16 protein-coding genes are annotated in these 18,056 nt (G+C 67.2%); 7 read left to right on the top strand and 9 right to left on the bottom strand.

Annotated features, from left to right (window positions below; all coding sequences use genetic code 11):
- Positions 1-32 precede the first annotated feature (32 nt).
- Entirely contained in the window at positions 33-449 is a 417-nt protein-coding gene (locus tag AC1D1G_RS01565) for a VOC family protein (protein ID WP_477950724.1), read from the top strand.
- Positions 450-486: 37 nt separating this feature from the next.
- Positions 487-984, top strand: a complete 498-nt coding sequence (locus tag AC1D1G_RS01560; protein WP_005248742.1) for an RrF2 family transcriptional regulator — start codon at positions 487-489, stop codon at positions 982-984.
- On the opposite strand, the gene AC1D1G_RS01555 is transcribed toward AC1D1G_RS01560, so the two are convergent.
- The 5 genes from AC1D1G_RS01555 to AC1D1G_RS01535 all read right to left on the bottom strand — a co-directional run bounded on the left by AC1D1G_RS01555 (position 950) and on the right by AC1D1G_RS01535 (position 4,952).
- Positions 950-1,702, bottom strand: a complete 753-nt coding sequence (locus tag AC1D1G_RS01555) for an IclR family transcriptional regulator (protein WP_105413958.1) — start codon at positions 1,700-1,702, stop codon at positions 950-952. The two genes, AC1D1G_RS01560 and AC1D1G_RS01555, sit on opposite strands and share 35 nt — an antisense overlap.
- A 15-nt stretch (positions 1,703-1,717) precedes the next feature.
- A complete protein-coding gene (locus tag AC1D1G_RS01550; RefSeq protein ID WP_477950721.1) occupies positions 1,718-2,677 on the bottom strand; it encodes a PDR/VanB family oxidoreductase in 960 nt (319 codons plus the stop codon).
- Positions 2,678-2,693: 16 nt separating this feature from the next.
- Positions 2,694-2,909: a hypothetical protein gene (locus tag AC1D1G_RS01545; protein ID WP_477950855.1), complete on the bottom strand. Its 216-nt coding sequence runs from the start codon at positions 2,907-2,909 to the stop codon at positions 2,694-2,696.
- 18 nt (positions 2,910-2,927) lie between these two features.
- Positions 2,928-4,001 (bottom strand): aromatic ring-hydroxylating oxygenase subunit alpha, encoded by a 1,074-nt coding sequence (locus AC1D1G_RS01540; RefSeq protein ID WP_477950719.1) that lies wholly within the window; start codon positions 3,999-4,001, stop codon positions 2,928-2,930.
- A 135-nt stretch (positions 4,002-4,136) separates the two neighbouring features.
- Complete coding sequence (locus AC1D1G_RS01535; protein ID WP_477950717.1) at positions 4,137-4,952, bottom strand: class I SAM-dependent methyltransferase; 816 nt, start codon at positions 4,950-4,952, stop codon at positions 4,137-4,139.
- 121 nt (positions 4,953-5,073) lie between these two features.
- On the opposite strand from AC1D1G_RS01535, the gene AC1D1G_RS01530 reads away from it, so the two are divergent.
- From AC1D1G_RS01530 to AC1D1G_RS01515, 4 genes are all read left to right on the top strand, one after another.
- Positions 5,074-5,676 (top strand): TetR/AcrR family transcriptional regulator, encoded by a 603-nt coding sequence (locus AC1D1G_RS01530; protein WP_005253325.1) that lies wholly within the window; start codon positions 5,074-5,076, stop codon positions 5,674-5,676.
- 50 nt (positions 5,677-5,726) lie between these two features.
- On the top strand, positions 5,727-8,075 hold the full coding sequence (locus AC1D1G_RS01525) for an MMPL family transporter (protein WP_477950715.1): 2,349 nt from the start codon (positions 5,727-5,729) through the stop codon (positions 8,073-8,075).
- Positions 8,076-8,217: 142 nt separating this feature from the next.
- Entirely contained in the window at positions 8,218-9,951 is a 1,734-nt protein-coding gene (locus AC1D1G_RS01520; protein WP_280781808.1) for an ABC transporter ATP-binding protein, read from the top strand.
- Complete coding sequence (locus AC1D1G_RS01515; protein ID WP_477950712.1) at positions 9,948-11,927, top strand: ABC transporter ATP-binding protein; 1,980 nt, start codon at positions 9,948-9,950, stop codon at positions 11,925-11,927. Before AC1D1G_RS01520 ends, AC1D1G_RS01515 begins: the two co-directional genes overlap by 4 nt.
- A gap of 42 nt (positions 11,928-11,969) precedes the next feature.
- Here AC1D1G_RS01515 and AC1D1G_RS01510 read toward each other — a convergent pair whose 3' ends face one another.
- Positions 11,970-13,211: a hypothetical protein gene (locus AC1D1G_RS01510; protein WP_477950710.1), complete on the bottom strand. Its 1,242-nt coding sequence runs from the start codon at positions 13,209-13,211 to the stop codon at positions 11,970-11,972.
- Positions 13,212-13,216: 5 nt separating this feature from the next.
- Entirely contained in the window at positions 13,217-15,100 is a 1,884-nt protein-coding gene (locus tag AC1D1G_RS01505; RefSeq protein WP_418341091.1) for a sulfatase-like hydrolase/transferase, read from the bottom strand.
- A gap of 106 nt (positions 15,101-15,206) precedes the next feature.
- Between AC1D1G_RS01505 and tgt the strand changes: the two genes are divergently transcribed.
- Positions 15,207-16,451, top strand: coding sequence for a tRNA guanosine(34) transglycosylase Tgt (gene tgt / locus AC1D1G_RS01500; protein ID WP_477950708.1), 1,245 nt, complete (start codon positions 15,207-15,209; stop codon positions 16,449-16,451).
- Positions 16,452-16,494: 43 nt separating this feature from the next.
- On the opposite strand, the gene AC1D1G_RS01495 is transcribed toward tgt, so the two are convergent.
- Both AC1D1G_RS01495 and AC1D1G_RS01490 read right to left on the bottom strand, forming a co-directional pair.
- On the bottom strand, positions 16,495-17,223 hold the full coding sequence (locus AC1D1G_RS01495) for a queuosine precursor transporter (protein ID WP_005248717.1): 729 nt from the start codon (positions 17,221-17,223) through the stop codon (positions 16,495-16,497).
- 117 nt (positions 17,224-17,340) lie between these two features.
- Positions 17,341-17,976 (bottom strand): RDD family protein, encoded by a 636-nt coding sequence (locus AC1D1G_RS01490; protein ID WP_477950706.1) that lies wholly within the window; start codon positions 17,974-17,976, stop codon positions 17,341-17,343.
- Positions 17,977-18,056: the final 80 nt, after the last annotated feature.

The following is an 18,056-nucleotide window of genomic DNA, read 5'->3' as shown; positions in this document are numbered from 1 at the left end:
CAGCAAGAACGGATCAGTCGAAGGGATTCATCATGTTGCGAGGACTCACCACCGTCAGCCTCTTCGCCGACGACATCGCGGCGGCCCGCGATTGGTACAGCGCGCTGCTCGGTATCGCCCCCTACTTCCAACGCCCCGACTCCGAGAACCCGGCGTACATCGAATACCGGATCGGCGACTACCAGCACGAACTCGGCATCATCGACCGTCGATACGCCCCGCACGCAGCCGCGGACAGCCCGTCCGGCGTGGTGGTGTTCTGGCACGTCGACGACGTGACCGCCGCCGTCGAGAAGCTGCTGTCGATGGGGGCGAAAGAGAACGAGCCGCGCACCGAACGTGAGTCGGGATTCGTCACCGCCTCGGTCGTCGACCCGTTCGGCAACATCCTCGGCGTCATGTACAACCCGCACTACCTCGACGTCCTGGGTTCGCGCGGCGAAGCGTGAGTTGCCCGTTTTCATACTTGGATGGTAGGAATTCGGTGTGCACATCACCGCAAAGGTGGACTACGCCGTGCGGACGCTGATCGAACTGGCCGCTGCCGGGCCGTCCCCGTCCAAGGCCGAGTTCCTGGCACAGTCGCAGACCATTCCGCACAAGTTCCTCGAGGCCGTCCTCGCCGACCTTCGGCGTGGGGGACTGGTCAACAGCAGACGCGGACCCGACGGCGGCTACTGGCTGGCCCGGCCCGCCGAGGACATCACGATCGCCGACGTCATCCGGACCGTCGAGGGTCCGCTCGCCTCGGTGCGGGGGGAGCGCCCCGAGGACGTCGACTACTGCGGGCCGGCCGCCAAACTGCAGGACGTGTGGATCGCCGTGCGGGTGAACCTGCGGGCCGTCCTCGAGAACGTGAGCCTCGCGGACGTGGCGAACGAGCAGTTGCCGGGTTTCCTCACCACGCTGACGTCCGATCCGGGGGCCTGGGAGCGTCGCACCCGGCCGGCTACGACGGCTGACGAGGGCGCAGCGCGCGGCTGATCGTCCGGCCGGCCGCACGCACCAGCGGGACCAGCGCGTTCAGCGACGCGTTCTCCGCCGGCACCACCAGCGACACGGCCGCGACCGCCGCTCCGGGACGCTCGAAGATCGGTGCCGCGACGGAGACCGCGTCCATGGTCACCTGACGATCACTGATCGCGACCTCGGATCGGCGGATCTCGGCGAGCGTCCGCCGCAGGACGACGGGGTCGGTGACGGTCCGCTCGGTGAACTTCTCGATCGGCCCGCTCAGCACCTGCTCCTGCACGTCGGCGGGCATGTACGCGAGCAGGGCAAGGCCGATACCGGACGCCGTCAGCGGGAACCTGCCGCCGACGCGGGTCTGGACGGGCACGGCCTTCTGTCCGGCGATGCGTTCGACGAACACGACCTCGGTGCCCTCGGCGATGCCGAGCTGGACGTTCTCCCGCGTGATCTGCGACAGGTCCTCCATCACCGGCATCGCCAGTTCGCGCAGCATCGTGCCGCGCGGGGCGAGCGACGCGATCTCCCACAGCTTGAGCCCGACCGTGAAGCGGCCGCTGCTGTCACGTTCGAGGGCGCCCCATTCGATGAGGTCGCTGGTCAGCCGGTGCACGGTGCTCAGCGGATATCCGGACTTCCGCGACAGATCGCTGAGGGTCAGCCGCGGTGTGGACGGGGTGAAGAGCTCGAGGAGCCGCAACGAGCGAATGGTCACCGATCCGGTGATCGCCATTGCTCGTTCTCCGTCTCACAGTTCCAGCGTCAGGCGTGGACAGCTCGCACGCGAGACGCAGATCATCATGGTGTCGTTGGCAGCCTGCTCGTCCGCGGTGAGCAGGGAATCCCGGTGATCGACAGTACCGCCGAGCACGGCCGTCTCGCAGGTTCCGCAGGTCCCTTCCTCGCAGGACGACAGCACCTGGACGCCGGCGGCGGTGACGGCCTGCAGGATCGACTGCTCGGGTGCAACCGTCACGGTCTTGCCGCTCAGTGTCAGCTCCACCTCGAACCCCTCGGCCCGAACCGGTTCCTCGAGATCCTTGGCCGCGAAGCGCTCGATGTGCAGCGCGCCGGACGGCCAGCTGTCGCAGTGACCGGTGACGGCGTCGAGCAGCGGCGCCGGCCCGCAGCAGTAGACGAGGGTGTTCTCCCGAACGTCGCCGAGCAGCCCCGGTAGGTCGATGAGGCCGTGCTCGTCCTCGGGGTGCACCACCACCCGGTCTCCGAACCGCTCGGCGAGTGCGTCGGCGAACGCCATCGAACTGCGGCTGCGTCCGCCGTAGACGAGGGTCCAGTCGGTGCCGGCGTTCTCCGCGGCGTGCGCCATGGTGAGGATCGGCGTGATCCCGATGCCGCCCGCGACGAACACGTACCGCGGTGACGGCTCGAGCTCGAAATGGTTGCGCGGTCCCCGGACCGTGACGCGGTCGCCCTCGCTCAGCTTGTCGTGCACGAACTGCGAACCGCCGCGCCCCATCGCCTCCCGCAGCACGGCGACGCGCCACGTCCCGGTCTCGGCCGGGTCGCCGCACAGCGAGTACTGGCGGGTGAGCTCCGGCGTCAGCACCAGATCGATGTGCGCACCCGGCGTCCAGGCGGGCAGGTCGGCTCCGGAAGGGTCGCGGAACTCCAGGACGACGACGCCGTCGGCGCCGGTGGTCTTGGTGGTCAGCTCCAGCTCGAGCACGGGTTCGGGTGGGGTAGGCATGGCGGTTTCTCCGGGATCAGACGGGAACGGGAGCGGATTCCGGCGCCGCGGGCGGCGGCGTGGCGGGCACCGGCGGATCGGCGGGGTGGTGTCCCTCGGGGTGGGCGAGCAACCACTCCCAGAGGGYGGCGGGTTCTTCCGCGACGTGGCGCGCGCCGCAGTGGCACTCGCCCTCGAGCAGGTCCGASCCCGGAAGCCAGACGATGCGCATGACGTTGGCGCCGCGGAGCATCCTGGTCGGTTCCACGGTTCAGCCCACCGCCGCGGCGGTCACGGCCTGCGGCGCGTCGACCAGCTTCTTCAGGATCCGGCGTGCGCCGAGGCCGCCGGCGTCGATGTTGATCGACAGCTCCTGGTAGCCGTCCTTTTCCGTGTCGAGCGCCTTCTGCAGGATGTTCAGCGCYACGACGTCCTGCATCACGACGGTCCGGTTGTTCTCGGCCAGGAACGTCGTGACGGYGTCGTCGCCGACCGCGAAGTCGCGGGCCACGGCCCAGAAGTCGAGGGTGGAATTCTCCGTCGACGGGGTGATCGCGTACACGATCTCGCTGTGGAACGCGTGCGGGTCGGAGCCGTCGTCGCCGGGCAGCGGTGCGCCGATCGGGGCGATGCGGCTGTGCAGCAGGTACAGGCACGGCGGCGTGTACTCGATGTCYTGCCAGCGGGTGATGCGTCCCTCGATGCCGGTGGACTTGGAGTAGAACGGCGGGCACTCGGCGTCGTCCATGTGCCGGGACACGTAGATGACGTTTCGGTCCTCGTCGATCTCCGTGGTGATCGGGGTTTCCGCTACCTCGGGGGTGCCGATGTAGCCGCCGTGCAGGTACGTCTCGTGCGACAGGTCCATCAGGTTGTCGACGAGCAGGCCGTAGTTGCAGTCGATCGGTTCCATGCCGCTGACCACGGTGTAGTCGGGGGAATCCATCCACGGTGCGCGGGGGATGCGGGYGGGGTCGCCCTGCTGGGGGTTCTGCGGGTCGGCGATCCAGACCCACACGAACGAGTCCTGCTCGACCACCTGGTACGAGCGCAGCCGGGCSGTGCGGGGAACGCGCGCCTGGCCGGGCACGAACACGCASCCGCCGTCGCTGCCGTAGGTGAAACCGTGATAGCCGCAGACCACCTTGTCGCCGTCGAGCCGGCTCGGCGCCTCGGACAGCGGGTACCGGCGGTGCACGCACCGGTCGCTCATCGCAACGGCCTCGCCGGCCTCGGTCCGCCAGAACAGGATCGGCTCCTCGCAGATGGTGCGGGAGAACAGTTCGCGTCCGACCTCACGGCCGTAGGCTGCGACGTACCACTGGTTGCGGGCGATCGTGGACATGGGGCCTCCGGAATATGCTGGGCTGCTGCGTTATTCGTGACGCCGGACTCGGTGGGGCGTCAGCGTCGTCTCCACCACTGTGCGGCACCGGAGGTGATCCACCACACTCGGTTTCCGAATGTCGGAAGGGTTTCGTCAGGGCTTGCGGACGAGGTAGGCGAACATCGTCACCGACATGTGGAAGTCGCCGCTGCGGGCGGCGGCGTTCAGCTGCTCCAGCAGCTCGGCGCTCTGCGCCTCGGTGATCGCCCCCTCGGCGATCGCGGCGGCCGTCATCATCTGGACGAGTGGGCCGGTCACATCGCCCGGATCCTGGATCAACGCCTCCGTGCCGATGTCCTCGACGACGAGCCCGGCGGAGGTGAGCTGCCCCGGGAGCCGCCGTCCGGAGTGCGGGTTCGCGGTGTGCGAGAGCATCACGTCCATGATCTTCTGCAGGACCAGGGGATCGCCGGGGTGCATGATCGCCGTGCCCCAGTCACTGTCGACGATGACACCTCGCCCGCCCGGTCGCAGAACTCGGGCCACTTCCGCCGCCGCGCGGTCCGGATCGCTCAGGTGCTGGAACACCCGCTCGCTCCGCACGATGTCGAGGCGGTCGTCGGGGAACGGCAGCGAATAGGCGTCGCCGATCACGAACTGCGCCGTCGAGCCCTCCACCCCGGCCCGCTCCCGGGCGAGGAGGGCCATGCCGGGATTGGGATCGAGTCCGATCGCGCGACCCGACGGGGTGACCGCGGCGGCGAGGGCCCGCGTCTCCGACCCCGTGCCCGATCCGAGGTCGAGGGCGCTCTCGCCCGGCCGCACGTGCAGGGCGGCAAACGACCACTCGCGCAGTCGCCGGATTCCCGGGCGCGCGGCCTGCAGGTCGAGGACTGCGGCGAGTTGGTCCAGGGCGGCGCGGTCGATCTCGTCCGCCCGGAACGACAGCGGCGCCGTCGGATCGGACATGAATCCACCGTAATGCCGCGGTGACTCCCGACACAGTGCTGCGCGGACTGTGGGCAAGAACATAAAAGTTGCACTGTCGCGCAAATTTGCAGAGCTCTGCAAGTTCTGTACCGTCGGTGTAGTGATTTCGGAAATCGGACTGCGGGACCGCAAGAAGGCCGCCACGCGCGCAGCCCTCAGCGGCGCCGCCGCACGCCTGGCCCGCGCGCTGGGCATCGAATGCGTCACTGCCGACGCCATCGCGTCCGAGGCGGGAGTCTCGACTCGGACGTTCCACAACTACTTCTCCAGCAAGGAGGAGGCGGTACTCGCGCACTTCGAGCAGTCCGTCCACGACTGGGTGGACCTGCTCCGCGCCCGCCCCGAGGACGAGCCGATCTGGGATTCCCTCGAGCACGTGGTGGTCCAGATCGTCACCGATCCGGCGAAACCGCTCGAAGAGACCGCGGTGATGATGGAACTCGTCGAGACCAGCCCCGCACTGCTCGCGAAGAAACTCGAAGTGCACCTGCGCGTCACCCGTCTGGTCGGTGAGGTGATCGCCGAACGCACGGGCACGAACATCGACACCGACCTCTACCCCAACCTGCTGCACCTGGCGGTCGGATCGGCGTGCAAGGCGTCGCTCGACCTGTGGATGAGCGGCAAGTCCGGTGCGAGCGGACCCGAAGAACTCGTCCGCGACGCCATGCGCCAACTCCGTCAGGGAATCCCGCAGCCGTAGCCGGCTGCCCCGAATCACTCTTCGTTCCACCGACTCAGAAGGAGCCTCTCGTGGCCACCTATCTCTATCGGATCGGCAGATTCGCCTACCGGCGAAAAGGTGCGGTCCTCAGCGTCTGGTTGGTGATCCTGGTCCTCATGGGCGTCGGGGCGGCAACGCTGTCCGGGCCCACGAAGGACTCGTTCTCCATCCCGGGCACCCCCGCGCAGCAGGCGCAGGACCTGATGGCCGAACGGTTCCCCGAGGCCGCGGGCAGCGACCCGATGAACGCCGTCAGCGCGCGGTACGTGTTCGCCGCTCCCGAGGGGCAGACCCTCGAGAGCGAGCAGAGCCGTCAGGCGATGGACGCGGTGCTCGCCAAGGTGCGCGGCATCGACCAGGTCCAGGACGCCGCCAAGGTCGATCCCGCCACCGCCTCGGGCGCCGACGCCGCGAAGGCACTGGTCAACCCCGTCACCGCGAACGAGCAGCTCGTCGAGATGGCGAAGTCGACCGCGGCCGACAAGGGAATCAGTGAAGACGCCGCCGTCGCGAACGCGCAGGCGCTGTCTCCGCTCAACGCCGACAAGACCGTCGGCTACGTCGAGGTGCCGTTCGAGGGCGGCATGGGCGACGTCGACCAGGCTCTGCGCGACCAGATCTCGGCCGCGGCCGACGCCGGCCGCAACGCCGGACTGACCGTCGAGATCAGTGGCTCCGCCGCCAACGAAGCCGAGCCGCCCGGCGGCGCCACCGAACTCGTCGGTATCGGCGTGGCCGCTGTCGTGCTCGCGCTGACGTTCGGTTCGCTGGTCGCCGCGGGTCTGCCGTTGATCACCGCGATCATCGGCATCATGATCGGCAGCCTCGGAATCACCGTCGCCACCGGCTTCACCGACCTCAGCTCGATGACCCCCACGCTGGCCATCATGATCGGCCTGGCCGTCGCCATCGACTACTCGCTGTTCATCGTGTCCCGGTTCCGACACGAGCTTTCGCTCACCGACGACCGCTCGGAAGCGGCCGGACGTGCCGTCGGCACCGCCGGTTCCGCCGTGGTGTTCGCCGGTCTCACGGTGATCATCGCCCTGATCGCGCTCCGCGTCGTCGGGATCCCGTTCCTCTCCGACATGGGTGCGGCCGCCGCGTTCACGGTGTTCATCGCCGTCTCGATCGCCTTGACGCTCCTGCCCGCGATCCTCGGGCTGTTCGGGAAGAAGGCGTTCGCAGGCAAGATCCCGTTCCTCAGCAGTCGTGACCTCGAGGACGACGAGGGCAAGCCGAGCCTCGCCCTGCGGTACATCAGTGCCGTGGTCCGCAGGCCCGCGATTCCGCTGATCGCCGGAGTCGTGGTGCTCGGGGCGCTCGCCATCCCGGCGACCGGCCTGAGCCTGGCCCTCCCCAGTGAGGGCACCGGCGACCCCGCCACCAGCTCCCGGCAGGCCTACGACCTCGTGAGCGAAGGCTTCGGACCCGGCAAGAACGGTCCGCTGCTCGTCGTCGTCGACGCCAAGGACGTCACCACCGGCACGCCGTCGGCGGCGTTCGGGGAGGTCGTGAAGACCATCACCGCGCAGGACGACGTGTCCAACGCTCAGGTCGTCGGCGTGAACAAGGCCGGCGACACCGCGCAGATCCTGGTGACGCCGAGCAGCGCCCCCAGCGATCCGGCGACGATGGACCTGGTGAACAACATCCGCGGTGCGGAGGCAGAGCTGCACGACTCGATCGGCGTCAACTACGGCGTCACCGGGCAGACCGCGCTCGAAGGCGATGTGTCCGAGACGCTGCAGGACGCGCTGATCCCGTATCTCGCGGTGGTCGTGGGCCTCGCCTTCCTCCTGCTGCTGCTGGTGTTCCGCTCGGTCCTCGTGCCGCTGACGGCCACACTCGGCTTCCTGCTCAGCGTCGCGGCCACGTTCGGTGCCACCGTCGCGGTGTTCCAGGAGGGCTGGGGCGGCATCATCTCCAACCCGCAGCCGATCGTCAGCTTCATGCCGATCTTCCTGATCGGCGTCGTGTTCGGTCTCGCGATGGACTACCAGGTGTTCCTGGTGACCCGGATGCGGGAGGAATACGTCCACGGCGCGACCGCGAAGCAGGCCGTCACCGTCGGTTTCAACCACGGTGCCCGGGTGGTCAGCGCCGCCGCGGTCATCATGATCTCGGTGTTCGCGGCGTTCATCGCCGAGCCGAACTCGTTCATCAAGTCGATCGGTTTCGCCCTGGCGGCGGCCGTGTTCTTCGACGCCTTCGTCGTGCGCATGGTGATCATCCCGTCCGTGATGGCATTGCTCGGCGACAAGGCGTGGTGGCTGCCGAAGTGGCTGGACAAGATCCTGCCCAACGTCGACATCGAGGGCGAGAAGCTGAAGAAGGTTCTGCACGACGCGGACGAGCCGCTGCAGCCCGTCCGGTAGGCGCTTCGCGCCCGTGCGCCTTTCTGGTAGTGCGTGCTACCAGAAAGGCGCACGGGGCCGGAGGCCCCGAAAATCCGCGGGCCTGCGGTCGTTTCTGTTGGTAACCTTCGGACATAATGATGACCCGCCAGGATCGCTGCCCATGTTGAATGCCCTGCTCACCACGTACCTCCGCCCGTACAAGCGGGACCTCACGGCGGTCGTCCTGTTCCAACTCGTCGCGACCGCGGCAGCCCTGTACCTGCCCAGTCTGAACGCCGATCTCATCGACAACGGCGTCACCAAGGGCGACACCGGGTACATCCTGTCCACGGGCGTCATGATGCTGCTCGTCACCGTCGTGCAGATCATCTGCTCGATCGGTTCGGTGTTCTTCGGCGCCCGCGCCGCAATGGGTTTCGGGCGCGACGTGCGCCGCGCCGTGATGCATCAGGTCGGGAGCTTCTCGTCCCGCGAATTCGGCCGCTTCGGCGCGCCGTCCCTGATCACCCGCAACACCAACGACGTGCAGCAGGTGCAGATGCTCGTCGTGATGAGCTGCACGATCCTGGTGATGGCGCCGATCATGTGCGTCGGTGGCGTCGTGATGTCGATCCGCGAGGACGCCGGGCTCGCCTGGATACTGGCGGTCACCGTGCCGGTACTCGCGCTGTCCATGGGTTTCGTGATTTCGCGGATGGTGCCCGCGTTCCGGGAGATGCAGACCCGGATCGACGGGGTCAACCGGGTGCTGCGTGAGCAGATCACCGGTATCCGCGTGGTGCGGGCGTTCGTCCGTGAGCGCTCCGAGGTGGCGCGGTTCGGCGACGCGAACGAGCAGCTCACCCAGACCGCCCTGCGGGTGGGCAGGCTGACGGCGGTGATGTTCCCCCTCGTGATGGTCATCGCGAACATCACCAGTGTCGCCGTCATCTGGTTCGGCGGACACGAGATCAACAGCGGCACCATGCAGGTCGGCTCGCTGACCGCGATGCTCAGCTACATCATGCAGATCCTGATGTCGGTGATGATGGCGTCGTTCATCGCGATGATGGCCCCCCGTGCCACCGTCTGCGCCGAACGCATCGGCGAGGTGCTCGCCACCGATTCCACCGTCGTGCCGCCGGTCGACGCAGTCACCGTGCTGGAGAACCCCGGTGTGGTGGAACTGCGCGACGCCCAGTTCAAGTTCCCTGGTGCCGACGAACCGGTGTTGCGCGACATCAGCTTCCGCGCCGAGCCGGGCAAGACCACCGCGATCATCGGCGGCACCGGTTCCGGTAAGACGACGCTGCTGTCGCTGATCCCTCGCCTCATCGACGCCACGTCGGGTTCGGTCACCGTGTCCGACACGGATGTGCGCCGCATCGACCTCGACGTCCTGCGGTCCGGCATCGGACTCGTTCCGCAGCGGCCGTACCTGTTCTCGGGCACCGTCGCCACCAACCTCCGGTACGGCAAACCCGATGCCACCGACGACGAACTGTGGCGGGCACTGGAGATCGCGCAGGCCGCCGATTTCGTCCGCGCGATGCCCGAGGGTCTCGACACTCCGATCGCGCAGGGCGGAACGACTGTCTCCGGCGGTCAGCGACAGCGACTCGCCATCGCGCGGGCGCTGGTCCGTCGTCCGTCGATCTACCTGTTCGACGACTCCTTCTCCGCCCTCGACCTCACCACCGACGCCCGCCTGCGTGCGGCGCTCAAACCCGAGACCTCGGACGCGTGCGTCATCGTCGTCGCCCAACGGGTCTCGACGATCGTGGAGGCCGAGCAGATCGTGGTCCTCGAGGACGGCGCGGTGGTCGGAATCGGCACGCACGACCAACTGCTCGAGACGTGTCCGTGTTACGTCGAGATCGTCGAATCCCAACGATCGGTCCAGGAAGCACTATGAGCGATCGCGCAACCACCACCACCGCCGAAAGGCCCGCCGGCCCCCGTATTCCGGGACCGGTCGCTCCGGGTGCCCCGGGGTCCAAGCCGAACGACCTGTGGCCGTCCACCAAGCGGTTGCTGAGGCGGCTGGGTCCCCACCGGATCGCCGTCGGCATCGTTTTCCTGGTCGCTGCCGTGTCGGTGGTGCTCACCTCGATCGCGCCGCGGATGCTCGGTCAGGGCACGAACCTGATCTTCGACGGCATCATCGGCGCGCAGTTGCCCGCCGGGATGTCGAAGGATCAGGCCGTCGCCGCACTGCGGGCCGACGGGCAGAACACATTCGCCGACATGGTGTCCGGCATGGCCGTCGTGCCCGGTGTCGGTATCGACTTCAGCGCGCTCGGCCGGGTGCTGGCGATCGTGCTGGCCCTGTACCTGGGGTCGGCGGTGTTCATGTGGCTGTCGGGTTTCCTGCTGAACATCATCGTGCAGGGTGTCGTGAAGAATCTGCGCGCCGAGGTCGAACGGAAGATCCATCGACTTCCGCTGCGCTACTTCGACTCCCACTCCCGCGGCGACCTGCTGAGCCGGGTCACCAACGACATCGACAACGTCTCGCAGTCGTTGCAGCAGACGATGAGTCAGCTGATCGTGTCGGCGATGACGGTGATCGGCATCCTCGTGATGATGATCGTCATCTCGCCGCTGCTCGCGTTGATCGCGGTGCTGACGGTGCCGTTGTCGATCCTGGTGACCGCGCAGATCGCGAAACGGTCCAAGACCCACTTCGTGTCGCAGTGGAAGTCGACGGGAGCGCTCAACTCTCACGTGGAGGAGGCGTACACGGGCCACGAACTGGTCACCGTGTTCGGTCGCAGCCGTGAGGTGGAGGCCCGCTTCGAGGAGCAGAACGAGGCGCTCTACCAGGCCAGTTACCGGGCCCAGTTCATCTCGGGCCTGATCATGCCCGCCATCATGTTCCTCGGAAACCTCAACTTCGTGGCCATCGCCGTGCTGGGTGGCATGCGGGTGGCGTCCGGCACGATGAGCCTCGGCGACGTGCAGGCGTTCATCCAGTACTCGCGCCAGTTCACCCAGCCCCTCACCCAGATCGGGGCGATGGTCAACCTCATGCAGTCGGGTGTGGCGTCGGCCGAGCGGGTGTTCGCCATCCTCGACGAGGACGAGGAGGAGCCCGACCTCACCGAAGCGCCCACACCGGCGGAGCCCCGTGATGCGGGTCGCGTCCATACGTTCGGCCGGGTGGAGTTCTCGGACGTGTCGTTCAGTTACTCGCCGGAGAAGCCGCTGATCGAGAACCTGTCGCTGGTGGCGGAACCCGGTCAGATGGTCGCCATCGTCGGACCCACCGGCGCCGGCAAGACCACACTCGTCAACCTGATCCTGCGGTTCTACGAACTCGACGGCGGCAAGATCCTCCTCGACGGCGTCGACATCGCCGAGATGTCGCGCGACGACCTGCGGTCCCGCATCGGCATGGTGCTGCAGGACGCGTGGTTGTTCGGCGGCACCATCCGCGACAACATCGCGTACGGACGTCCCGACGCCACCGAGGACGAGATCCAGGCAGCCGCACGGATCAGCTACGTCGACCGGTTCGTCCACTCGCTGCCCGACGGCTACGACACCGTCATCGACGAAGAGGGCAGCAACATCAGTGCCGGTGAGAAGCAGCTGATCACCATCGCCCGCGCGTTCATCTCGCAGCCGTCGATCCTGATCCTCGACGAGGCAACCAGTTCCGTCGACACCCGCACCGAGTTGCTCGTGCAGCACGCGACGGCGGTTCTGCGCAGCGATCGCACGAGTTTCGTGATCGCACACCGGTTGTCGACCATCCGCGACGCCGACCTCATCGTCGTCATGGAGGACGGTCGCATCGTCGAGCAGGGCAGCCACGTCGACCTGCTCCTCACACGCGGCGCGTACTACCGCCTCTACAACAGCCAGTTCGTCGGCGCCGAGGTCTGACCACCCGTGAGTACTTGTCAACCACGGGCGGTTGATAAGTACTCACAGGCACGCAGTGCTTCCCCCCGCTTCGAAGGTGGCGGTGTCGCAATAGGCGGCGCGCGGATAGTACGGACCCATCGTGGCGGCCGGGTCGGTGTGATCGTTCTGCGAAGCCTGCACCGACTGGGGGTAGAAGGCGTCGGACGGCAGCATGTACCGCAGGAACAGGACCTTTTTCGCGACGTCGGTGGAGCCCCAGGGGATGACGGTGACGGCCGGGTCGGACGCGGCGCGGGCGGGGACGTCCTGCGGTGCGGCGACGACGTACGTGTAGTTGCCGTCACCGTCGGTGCGTGTCTGGAAGTCGGCGGCGCACGCGACGACGGGGTACGGCGTCGCCTGATCGTTCTGGCACATCGACCAGTACCGCACCTGGCGGCCGGGTGCGGTGACGGGTTGGCCGGCACGGGTGTCGGGGAACGTCGGTGCCCGGCCCTGCACGACGACGATGCGTCCGGGCTGGTACGTCAGGCCGGCCCCGACATATTTGTTGTCGCCGTTGGGGAACAGGCCCGACGTGCTCGCGGGGTTCACGAACGTCGCCTCGGGCACGTTGCCGGGGAACGCGCCGGACGCTGCGCCGGCGATGATCTGGTCGAATGCGGCCTCCGCGATCTGTCCGAGTGGTCCGTTGTCGTTGGCGGCGGGATCGAATTCGGATCCGCATGTCGGCACCGGCGACGTCCGGCCCCCGAACGTCAGCGTCACGTCGGGTAGTGGAACACCGCCCGTCGGAGATGCCGGGTCGTCGGGCACGTACACCCGGATGATGAGGAAGCCGACGGGTACCGACTGCGTGTCGGCTCCGGCGGGCAGGGCCTGAATCTGGTTGCGGGAGTGGTCGGCCGGACCGGTCACGACCGTCGCGTGCCAGCGCTTCTGCGTGGCGGGCAGGGCACCGGCGGCGGCGTCGGCGAACGGGTTTTCGCTGCCGGGGTCGGGTCCGATCTGGTTGTCGCGCAACGTGTCGACGGTGTCGAAGTTCGTCCCGTACGTATTGAGCGAGAAGTACCGGGCGGCCGGGTAGGTGCCGCTCAGTTCGATGGTGTCATCCGGCCCCAACGCGTAGGGCAGCACCCAGTACGTCGCGTTGGCGTCGGGGAAGGCGACGTCGAGCACGGTCGAGTCGGACATGAATTGCCACGCGCACTGCGCGGTCGGTGGGGGCGCCGCGGACGCGAGGGAGGTGCCGCCGGACCACAGCAGCAGAACCAGCACGGCGGCAACGACTTTCCCGGCCATAACCGTCAGAACACCTCCCCGAACGCGGTCAGCTTGTCGATGCCCTCGCGGTCGATCTCGCCGGGCGTGTACCGGTTGATCAGCTGGATGTAGGCGAGGTAGCGGGCCATCGCGTCGGCACCCTGCTGAGCGAACGCCGGGGGGAGCGGCGCGGCGAGCTGAGTCGGCAGGTACTGGGTCATCAGCTGCGCAGCCATGGCCGGACCGCGCGGGTCGTGATCGAAGGTGTTGTCGAGTTCCGCCCGACCGCGTTCGGTGGCGTAGTCGTAGAACTCGTACTGGAACGACGCCGGGTCGACGTAGGCGGTGGGCCCCAACCACTTCGAATACACCGCGACCTTCGCCTCGGGGGTGCGCAGCACGTAGATGTGGGTGGGGGAATTGTTCCAGTTGACCCCCTGCGGTGCGTGCTCGTTGGTGGCGAGGACGACGTGGTCGCGACCGGCCGCGGTGTTGCTCCGCAGCAGCGGCATGAGGTCGGCGCGTTCGGCATAGGTGGCGAACAGGTCCCCGGACATCCAGTTCCGGTCGCCGTGCCCGAGCGTCGCGAGCAGCGGCACCACGTCGACGCTCGACGTGAGCTGGCCGCGCGGGGTGTCGGTATCGCCGGTGAATCGCCCGGTCGGGTCGGCGACGATCAGCGGGATGTGGAATGCCTCGTCGTAGGCGGTGGACAACTTGCCCGCGACGAAGCCGTGCGCCCCGGCATATTCGCCGTGATCGGACGTCATGACGAAGACGGTGTTCGCCGCGACATCCTCCGGCAGCGAGTTGATCACCGTGCCGATGTGGTGATCGACCATCGACAGCACGTTGGTGTAACTGTCCAGGGCCCGCTCCCAGTACGTGTACGGCGCGAACGCGATGTGGCGGTCGGGATCGGTGCCCTGACCGTAGGGCTGGAGGTAGTAGTTCGACAGATTCTGGATGTCGTCGGTGACGCCGCCCCACACCAGGGCCTGGAACTCCCGGGCGAACACCTGGGTGCTCGGTTTCGACTGCAATGCCTTCTCGGGTTCCCAGTTCGGCGGCACCGACGGATAACCCAGGCGCGGAGGGTCGCTCTCGCCGGTGGTCACCGACCAGGCCCGCGCGGGACTGAGCGGGGGAACGTTGTTCGCGTACAGCGACTGATACCGTTCCGCTTCCGTTCCGGCCCAGAAGAACTGCTGGTCGTGGGGATTGACGAAGCTCGCAGTGAGACAGAACGGGCCGTCCCCGGGCTTCCGTGTCGACAACCACGCCGCGGCCTGGTCGGCGATGTGCCCGTCGAATTCGAATCCCTCACCGTTCATTCCGATGATGTCGGGCATGGTCAGTCCGTCGAACCCGTACTCCTCGAGGTAGCCGGGGGCGAGCCCGGAGTCCTCGTCGGGGGACGGCGACAGATGCCACTTGCCGACGTACGGCGTGACGTACCCCGCCTGCCGCAGCAGCTTGCCGTACGTCGGAAAGTCCCGTCCCATCGCGGGCGACGGGACGGGGGAGGCCCGATTACCGGTCCGTGTCTGCAGCATCCAGTTCTGCAGCGGATACAGCCCGGTGACGAAACACGCACGGCCGGGGCTGCACGCCACCCCGGCCGTGTAGTGCTGCGTGAACTTCACCCCGGGCGCCCACAGCGTGTAGAGGTTGGGCATGAACCGCTGCAGAAACTGGTCGGCAGTGGTGATCCCCGCGGGAAAGACCTGGGGAAACCGCATCTCGTCGACGACGATGAACACGATGTTGGGCTGCACGTAGTTGCTGGGCTGCCGGTGCAGCGGCTTCTCCGACGCGTCCGCCCGACGGTCGAAGAGGCCCGACATCACGGTCACCCCGCCGGCGACCGCCGCACCCGAGAGAAAGGTTCGCCTGTCGATCCGGTGGCCGGCCTGCTCGTCGCTCATGGCGGTTCCTCCGGTCGAAGGGATGGGATCGTCTCACTCTCTGTACCCACTATCGAACGAAGTAGTGATGTGTCGCCGGAAATGTCGCCCGTGATTGGATAGCCCCGTGAATGCCGTAGTCCCGACCCCGCCCGATCCGTTCTTCACCGTCGGCACCCGACTCGACGGGCAGCTGGGTCGTACCGGAACCATTCACACCCCGCACGGTGACATCGCGACGCCGTCGTTCGTGGCCGTCGGCACCAAGGCCACCGTCAAGGCGGTGCTGCCGGAGAGCATGAAGGAACTGGGCGCGCAGTCGCTGCTCGCCAACGCGTACCACCTGTACCTGCAGCCCGGGCCGGACATCGTCGACGAGGCCGGCGGTCTGGGCAAGTTCATGAACTGGGACGGCCCGACGTTCACCGACAGCGGCGGATTCCAGGTCATGTCGCTGGGCGTCGGGTTCAAGAAGGTCCTCGCGATGGAAGCGGTCGGGGTGCGCTCCGACGACGTCATCGCGAAGGGCAAGGAACGCCTCGCGACCGTCGACGACGACGGTGTGACGTTCAAATCGCACCTGGACGGGTCGCGGCACCGGTTCACCCCTGAGGTGTCGATGCAGATCCAGCACCAGCTCGGCGCCGACATCATGTTCGCGTTCGACGAGCTCACCACGCTGCTGAACACCCGCGGGTACCAGGAGCAGTCGGTGGAGCGGACGCAGGCGTGGGCGGTGCGCTGCATCGCCGAGCACGAGAAGCTCACCGCTGAGCGCGCCCATCGCCCGTACCAGGCGCTGTTCGGGGTTGTGCAGGGCGCGCAGTACGAGGACCTGCGCAGGCAGGCGTGCCGGGGGCTGGAGTCGATCACGGGGGAGAGCGGCCGCGGGTTCGACGGATACGGCATCGGCGGTGCGCTCGAGAAGCAGAACCTCGGCACCATCGTCCGCTGGTGCAACGAGGAGCTTCCCGAGCACAAGCCGCGGCACATGCTCGGCATCAGCGAGCCGGACGACTTCTTCGTGGCCATCGAGAACGGCGCGGACACGTTCGACTGCGTGAATCCGTCACGGGTCGCGCGCAACGCCGCGATCTACCACCCGGACGGCCGGTTCAACATCAACACCAGCCGCTTCCGTCGTGACTTCACGCCCATCGACGAGAACTGCGATTGCTACACCTGCGCGAATTACACCAGCGCCTACATTCACCATTTGTTCAAGGCGAAGGAAATGCTGGCGTCCACGTTGTGCACCATCCACAACGAACGCTTCACCGTGCGGTTGGTCGATCAGATACGCGCCAGCATCGAGGGCGGCTACTTCGACGAGTTCAAAGCCGAAACCCTGGGCCGCTTCTACAGCACGTGAGTGGGAAAGCGTCCTCGGGCACACTTTCCCACTCACGTGGGGGTCAGAGCTGGTAGGTGGGTTCGCGCTTCTTCACGTACGCGATGACGCGGTACGTGATCGGCATGACCAGTACCTCGACGAGGGTCTTCCACAGGAATCCGACGATCACGTAGTTGACGAAATCGCTCCACGTGCTGATGCCGATCGCGCCTGCGGCGATGGAGCAGAAGATCAGGGTGTCGGCGAACTCACCGACGATGGTGGACCCGATGAGCCGCGCCCACAGGTGCTTCTCCTTGGTGCGCTCCTTGATCAGGACCAGCGTCACCGAGTTCAGCATCTGCCCGACGAGGTAACCGGCCAGCCCGGCGAGCAGCAGTCGCGGGTAGACGCCGACGACGGACCGCAGCGCCTCCTGGTTCTCGTAGAAGTCGGCGGACGGCAGCTCGATGAGGAGCCAGAAGCAGAACGCCGCCAGGATCAGGGCGCCGAAGCCCAGGTAGATCGCTCGACGCGTCGACTTGAACCCGTACACCTCGCTGAGGACGTCGCCGAGAATGTAGGCGAGCGGGAACAGGAAGAAGCCGCCGTCGGTGATGACGGGCAGGATCTGCAGCGGCCCGATGGTCAGCGACGAATCGGCGAAGAACGCGACGCCCTTCGTCGCGCAGATATTCGAGATCAGCAGCGTCGCGGTGAAGAGGGCGACGAACGTGGGGTAGTACCCCCGGCTGACGTGCGCGAACGTCGCGTGGTCGTCTGGTTTGGTCTGCTGATCTGAGGCTGTCACGCCGCAATCCAAGCACCTGCAGGTGGAAGGGCGCGAATCAGGAACGGGTGAACGTACCTTTTGTCCGATCTGACGCGACGAAAGATACGTTCACCCGCACGGTAGGACGGGTTCGGACTAGCCCTGAACGACGCGCGTGCCGCCGGCCAGTTCGTCGTGCTTGCCCTGCTTGGTGGGGCTGCCGTTGATCGTCACCCCGATGACGATCGCGGCAACGACGCCGAGCAGACCGAACAGGAACCCGAGGAGGGGGAACCCGCCGAGCGCGGACAGGACGTAGAAACCGTTCCTGGTCAGCGACTGCTGCTGGGTGGGGAGTCCGCCGGTCGGGCCCTCGACGCGCAGACCCAGGAGCTGCTTGCCCAGGGTCTGCCCCCTCGTCGTCTCGAGGAAGACGAAGTAGCCGACGGCGGCGGCCGCGGTGAGGATCGCGCCGAGGACGCTGCCCAGGAAGTTGCCCAGCACCAGCGCGAGGACGGTGCTGACCACGGCCATCGGGATGCCGACGATCAGGCCGTCGATCACCCGTGCGCCGAGGCGGGGAAGAAGTTCACCGGGACGGGACGGGTCGAACCCGAGATCCGGCTGCGCGAACGGCTGGGTGCCGAACTGCTGCGCCGAATCGAACTGCGGCGGTGCGCCGAACTGCTGTCCGTACTGCTGCTGCCCCGCCCCGTTGTAGTGCGGTTGCCCGTACTGCTGCCCGCCGAACGGCTGTTGTCCCTGGCCTGGATCGAATCCACCGGTAGTCATGTGTTCCCCCTCGAATCTCGAGTCCTGAATGTCTCGGATGACGCCTGAGCACCTTACGCAAGGGGTGGAAGTGACTCGAG

The organism is Rhodococcus sp. P3_B8 (assembly GCF_056402775.1).
This window is presented reverse-complemented; position numbering and strand designations above follow the sequence as displayed.

Excerpts from the sequence above, each read along its gene's own strand:
- AC1D1G_RS01520 (WP_280781808.1), top strand. The coding sequence starts at position 8,218 with ATGTTGAATGCCCTGCTCACCACGTACCTCCGCCCGTACAAGCGGGAC.
- AC1D1G_RS01550 (WP_477950721.1), bottom strand. The coding sequence starts at position 2,677 with ATGCCTACCCCACCCGAACCCGTGCTCGAGCTGGAGCTGACCACCAAG.
- AC1D1G_RS01565 (WP_477950724.1), top strand. The coding sequence starts at position 33 with ATGTTGCGAGGACTCACCACCGTCAGCCTCTTCGCCGACGACATCGCG.
- AC1D1G_RS01505 (WP_418341091.1), bottom strand. The coding sequence starts at position 15,100 with ATGAGCGACGAGCAGGCCGGCCACCGGATCGACAGGCGAACCTTTCTC.
- AC1D1G_RS01515 (WP_477950712.1), top strand. The coding sequence starts at position 9,948 with ATGAGCGATCGCGCAACCACCACCACCGCCGAAAGGCCCGCCGGCCCC.
- AC1D1G_RS01555 (WP_105413958.1), bottom strand. The coding sequence starts at position 1,702 with ATGGCGATCACCGGATCGGTGACCATTCGCTCGTTGCGGCTCCTCGAG.
- AC1D1G_RS01490 (WP_477950706.1), bottom strand. The coding sequence starts at position 17,976 with ATGACTACCGGTGGATTCGATCCAGGCCAGGGACAACAGCCGTTCGGC.
- AC1D1G_RS01535 (WP_477950717.1), bottom strand. The coding sequence starts at position 4,952 with ATGTCCGATCCGACGGCGCCGCTGTCGTTCCGGGCGGACGAGATCGAC.
- AC1D1G_RS01510 (WP_477950710.1), bottom strand. The coding sequence starts at position 13,211 with ATGGCCGGGAAAGTCGTTGCCGCCGTGCTGGTTCTGCTGCTGTGGTCC.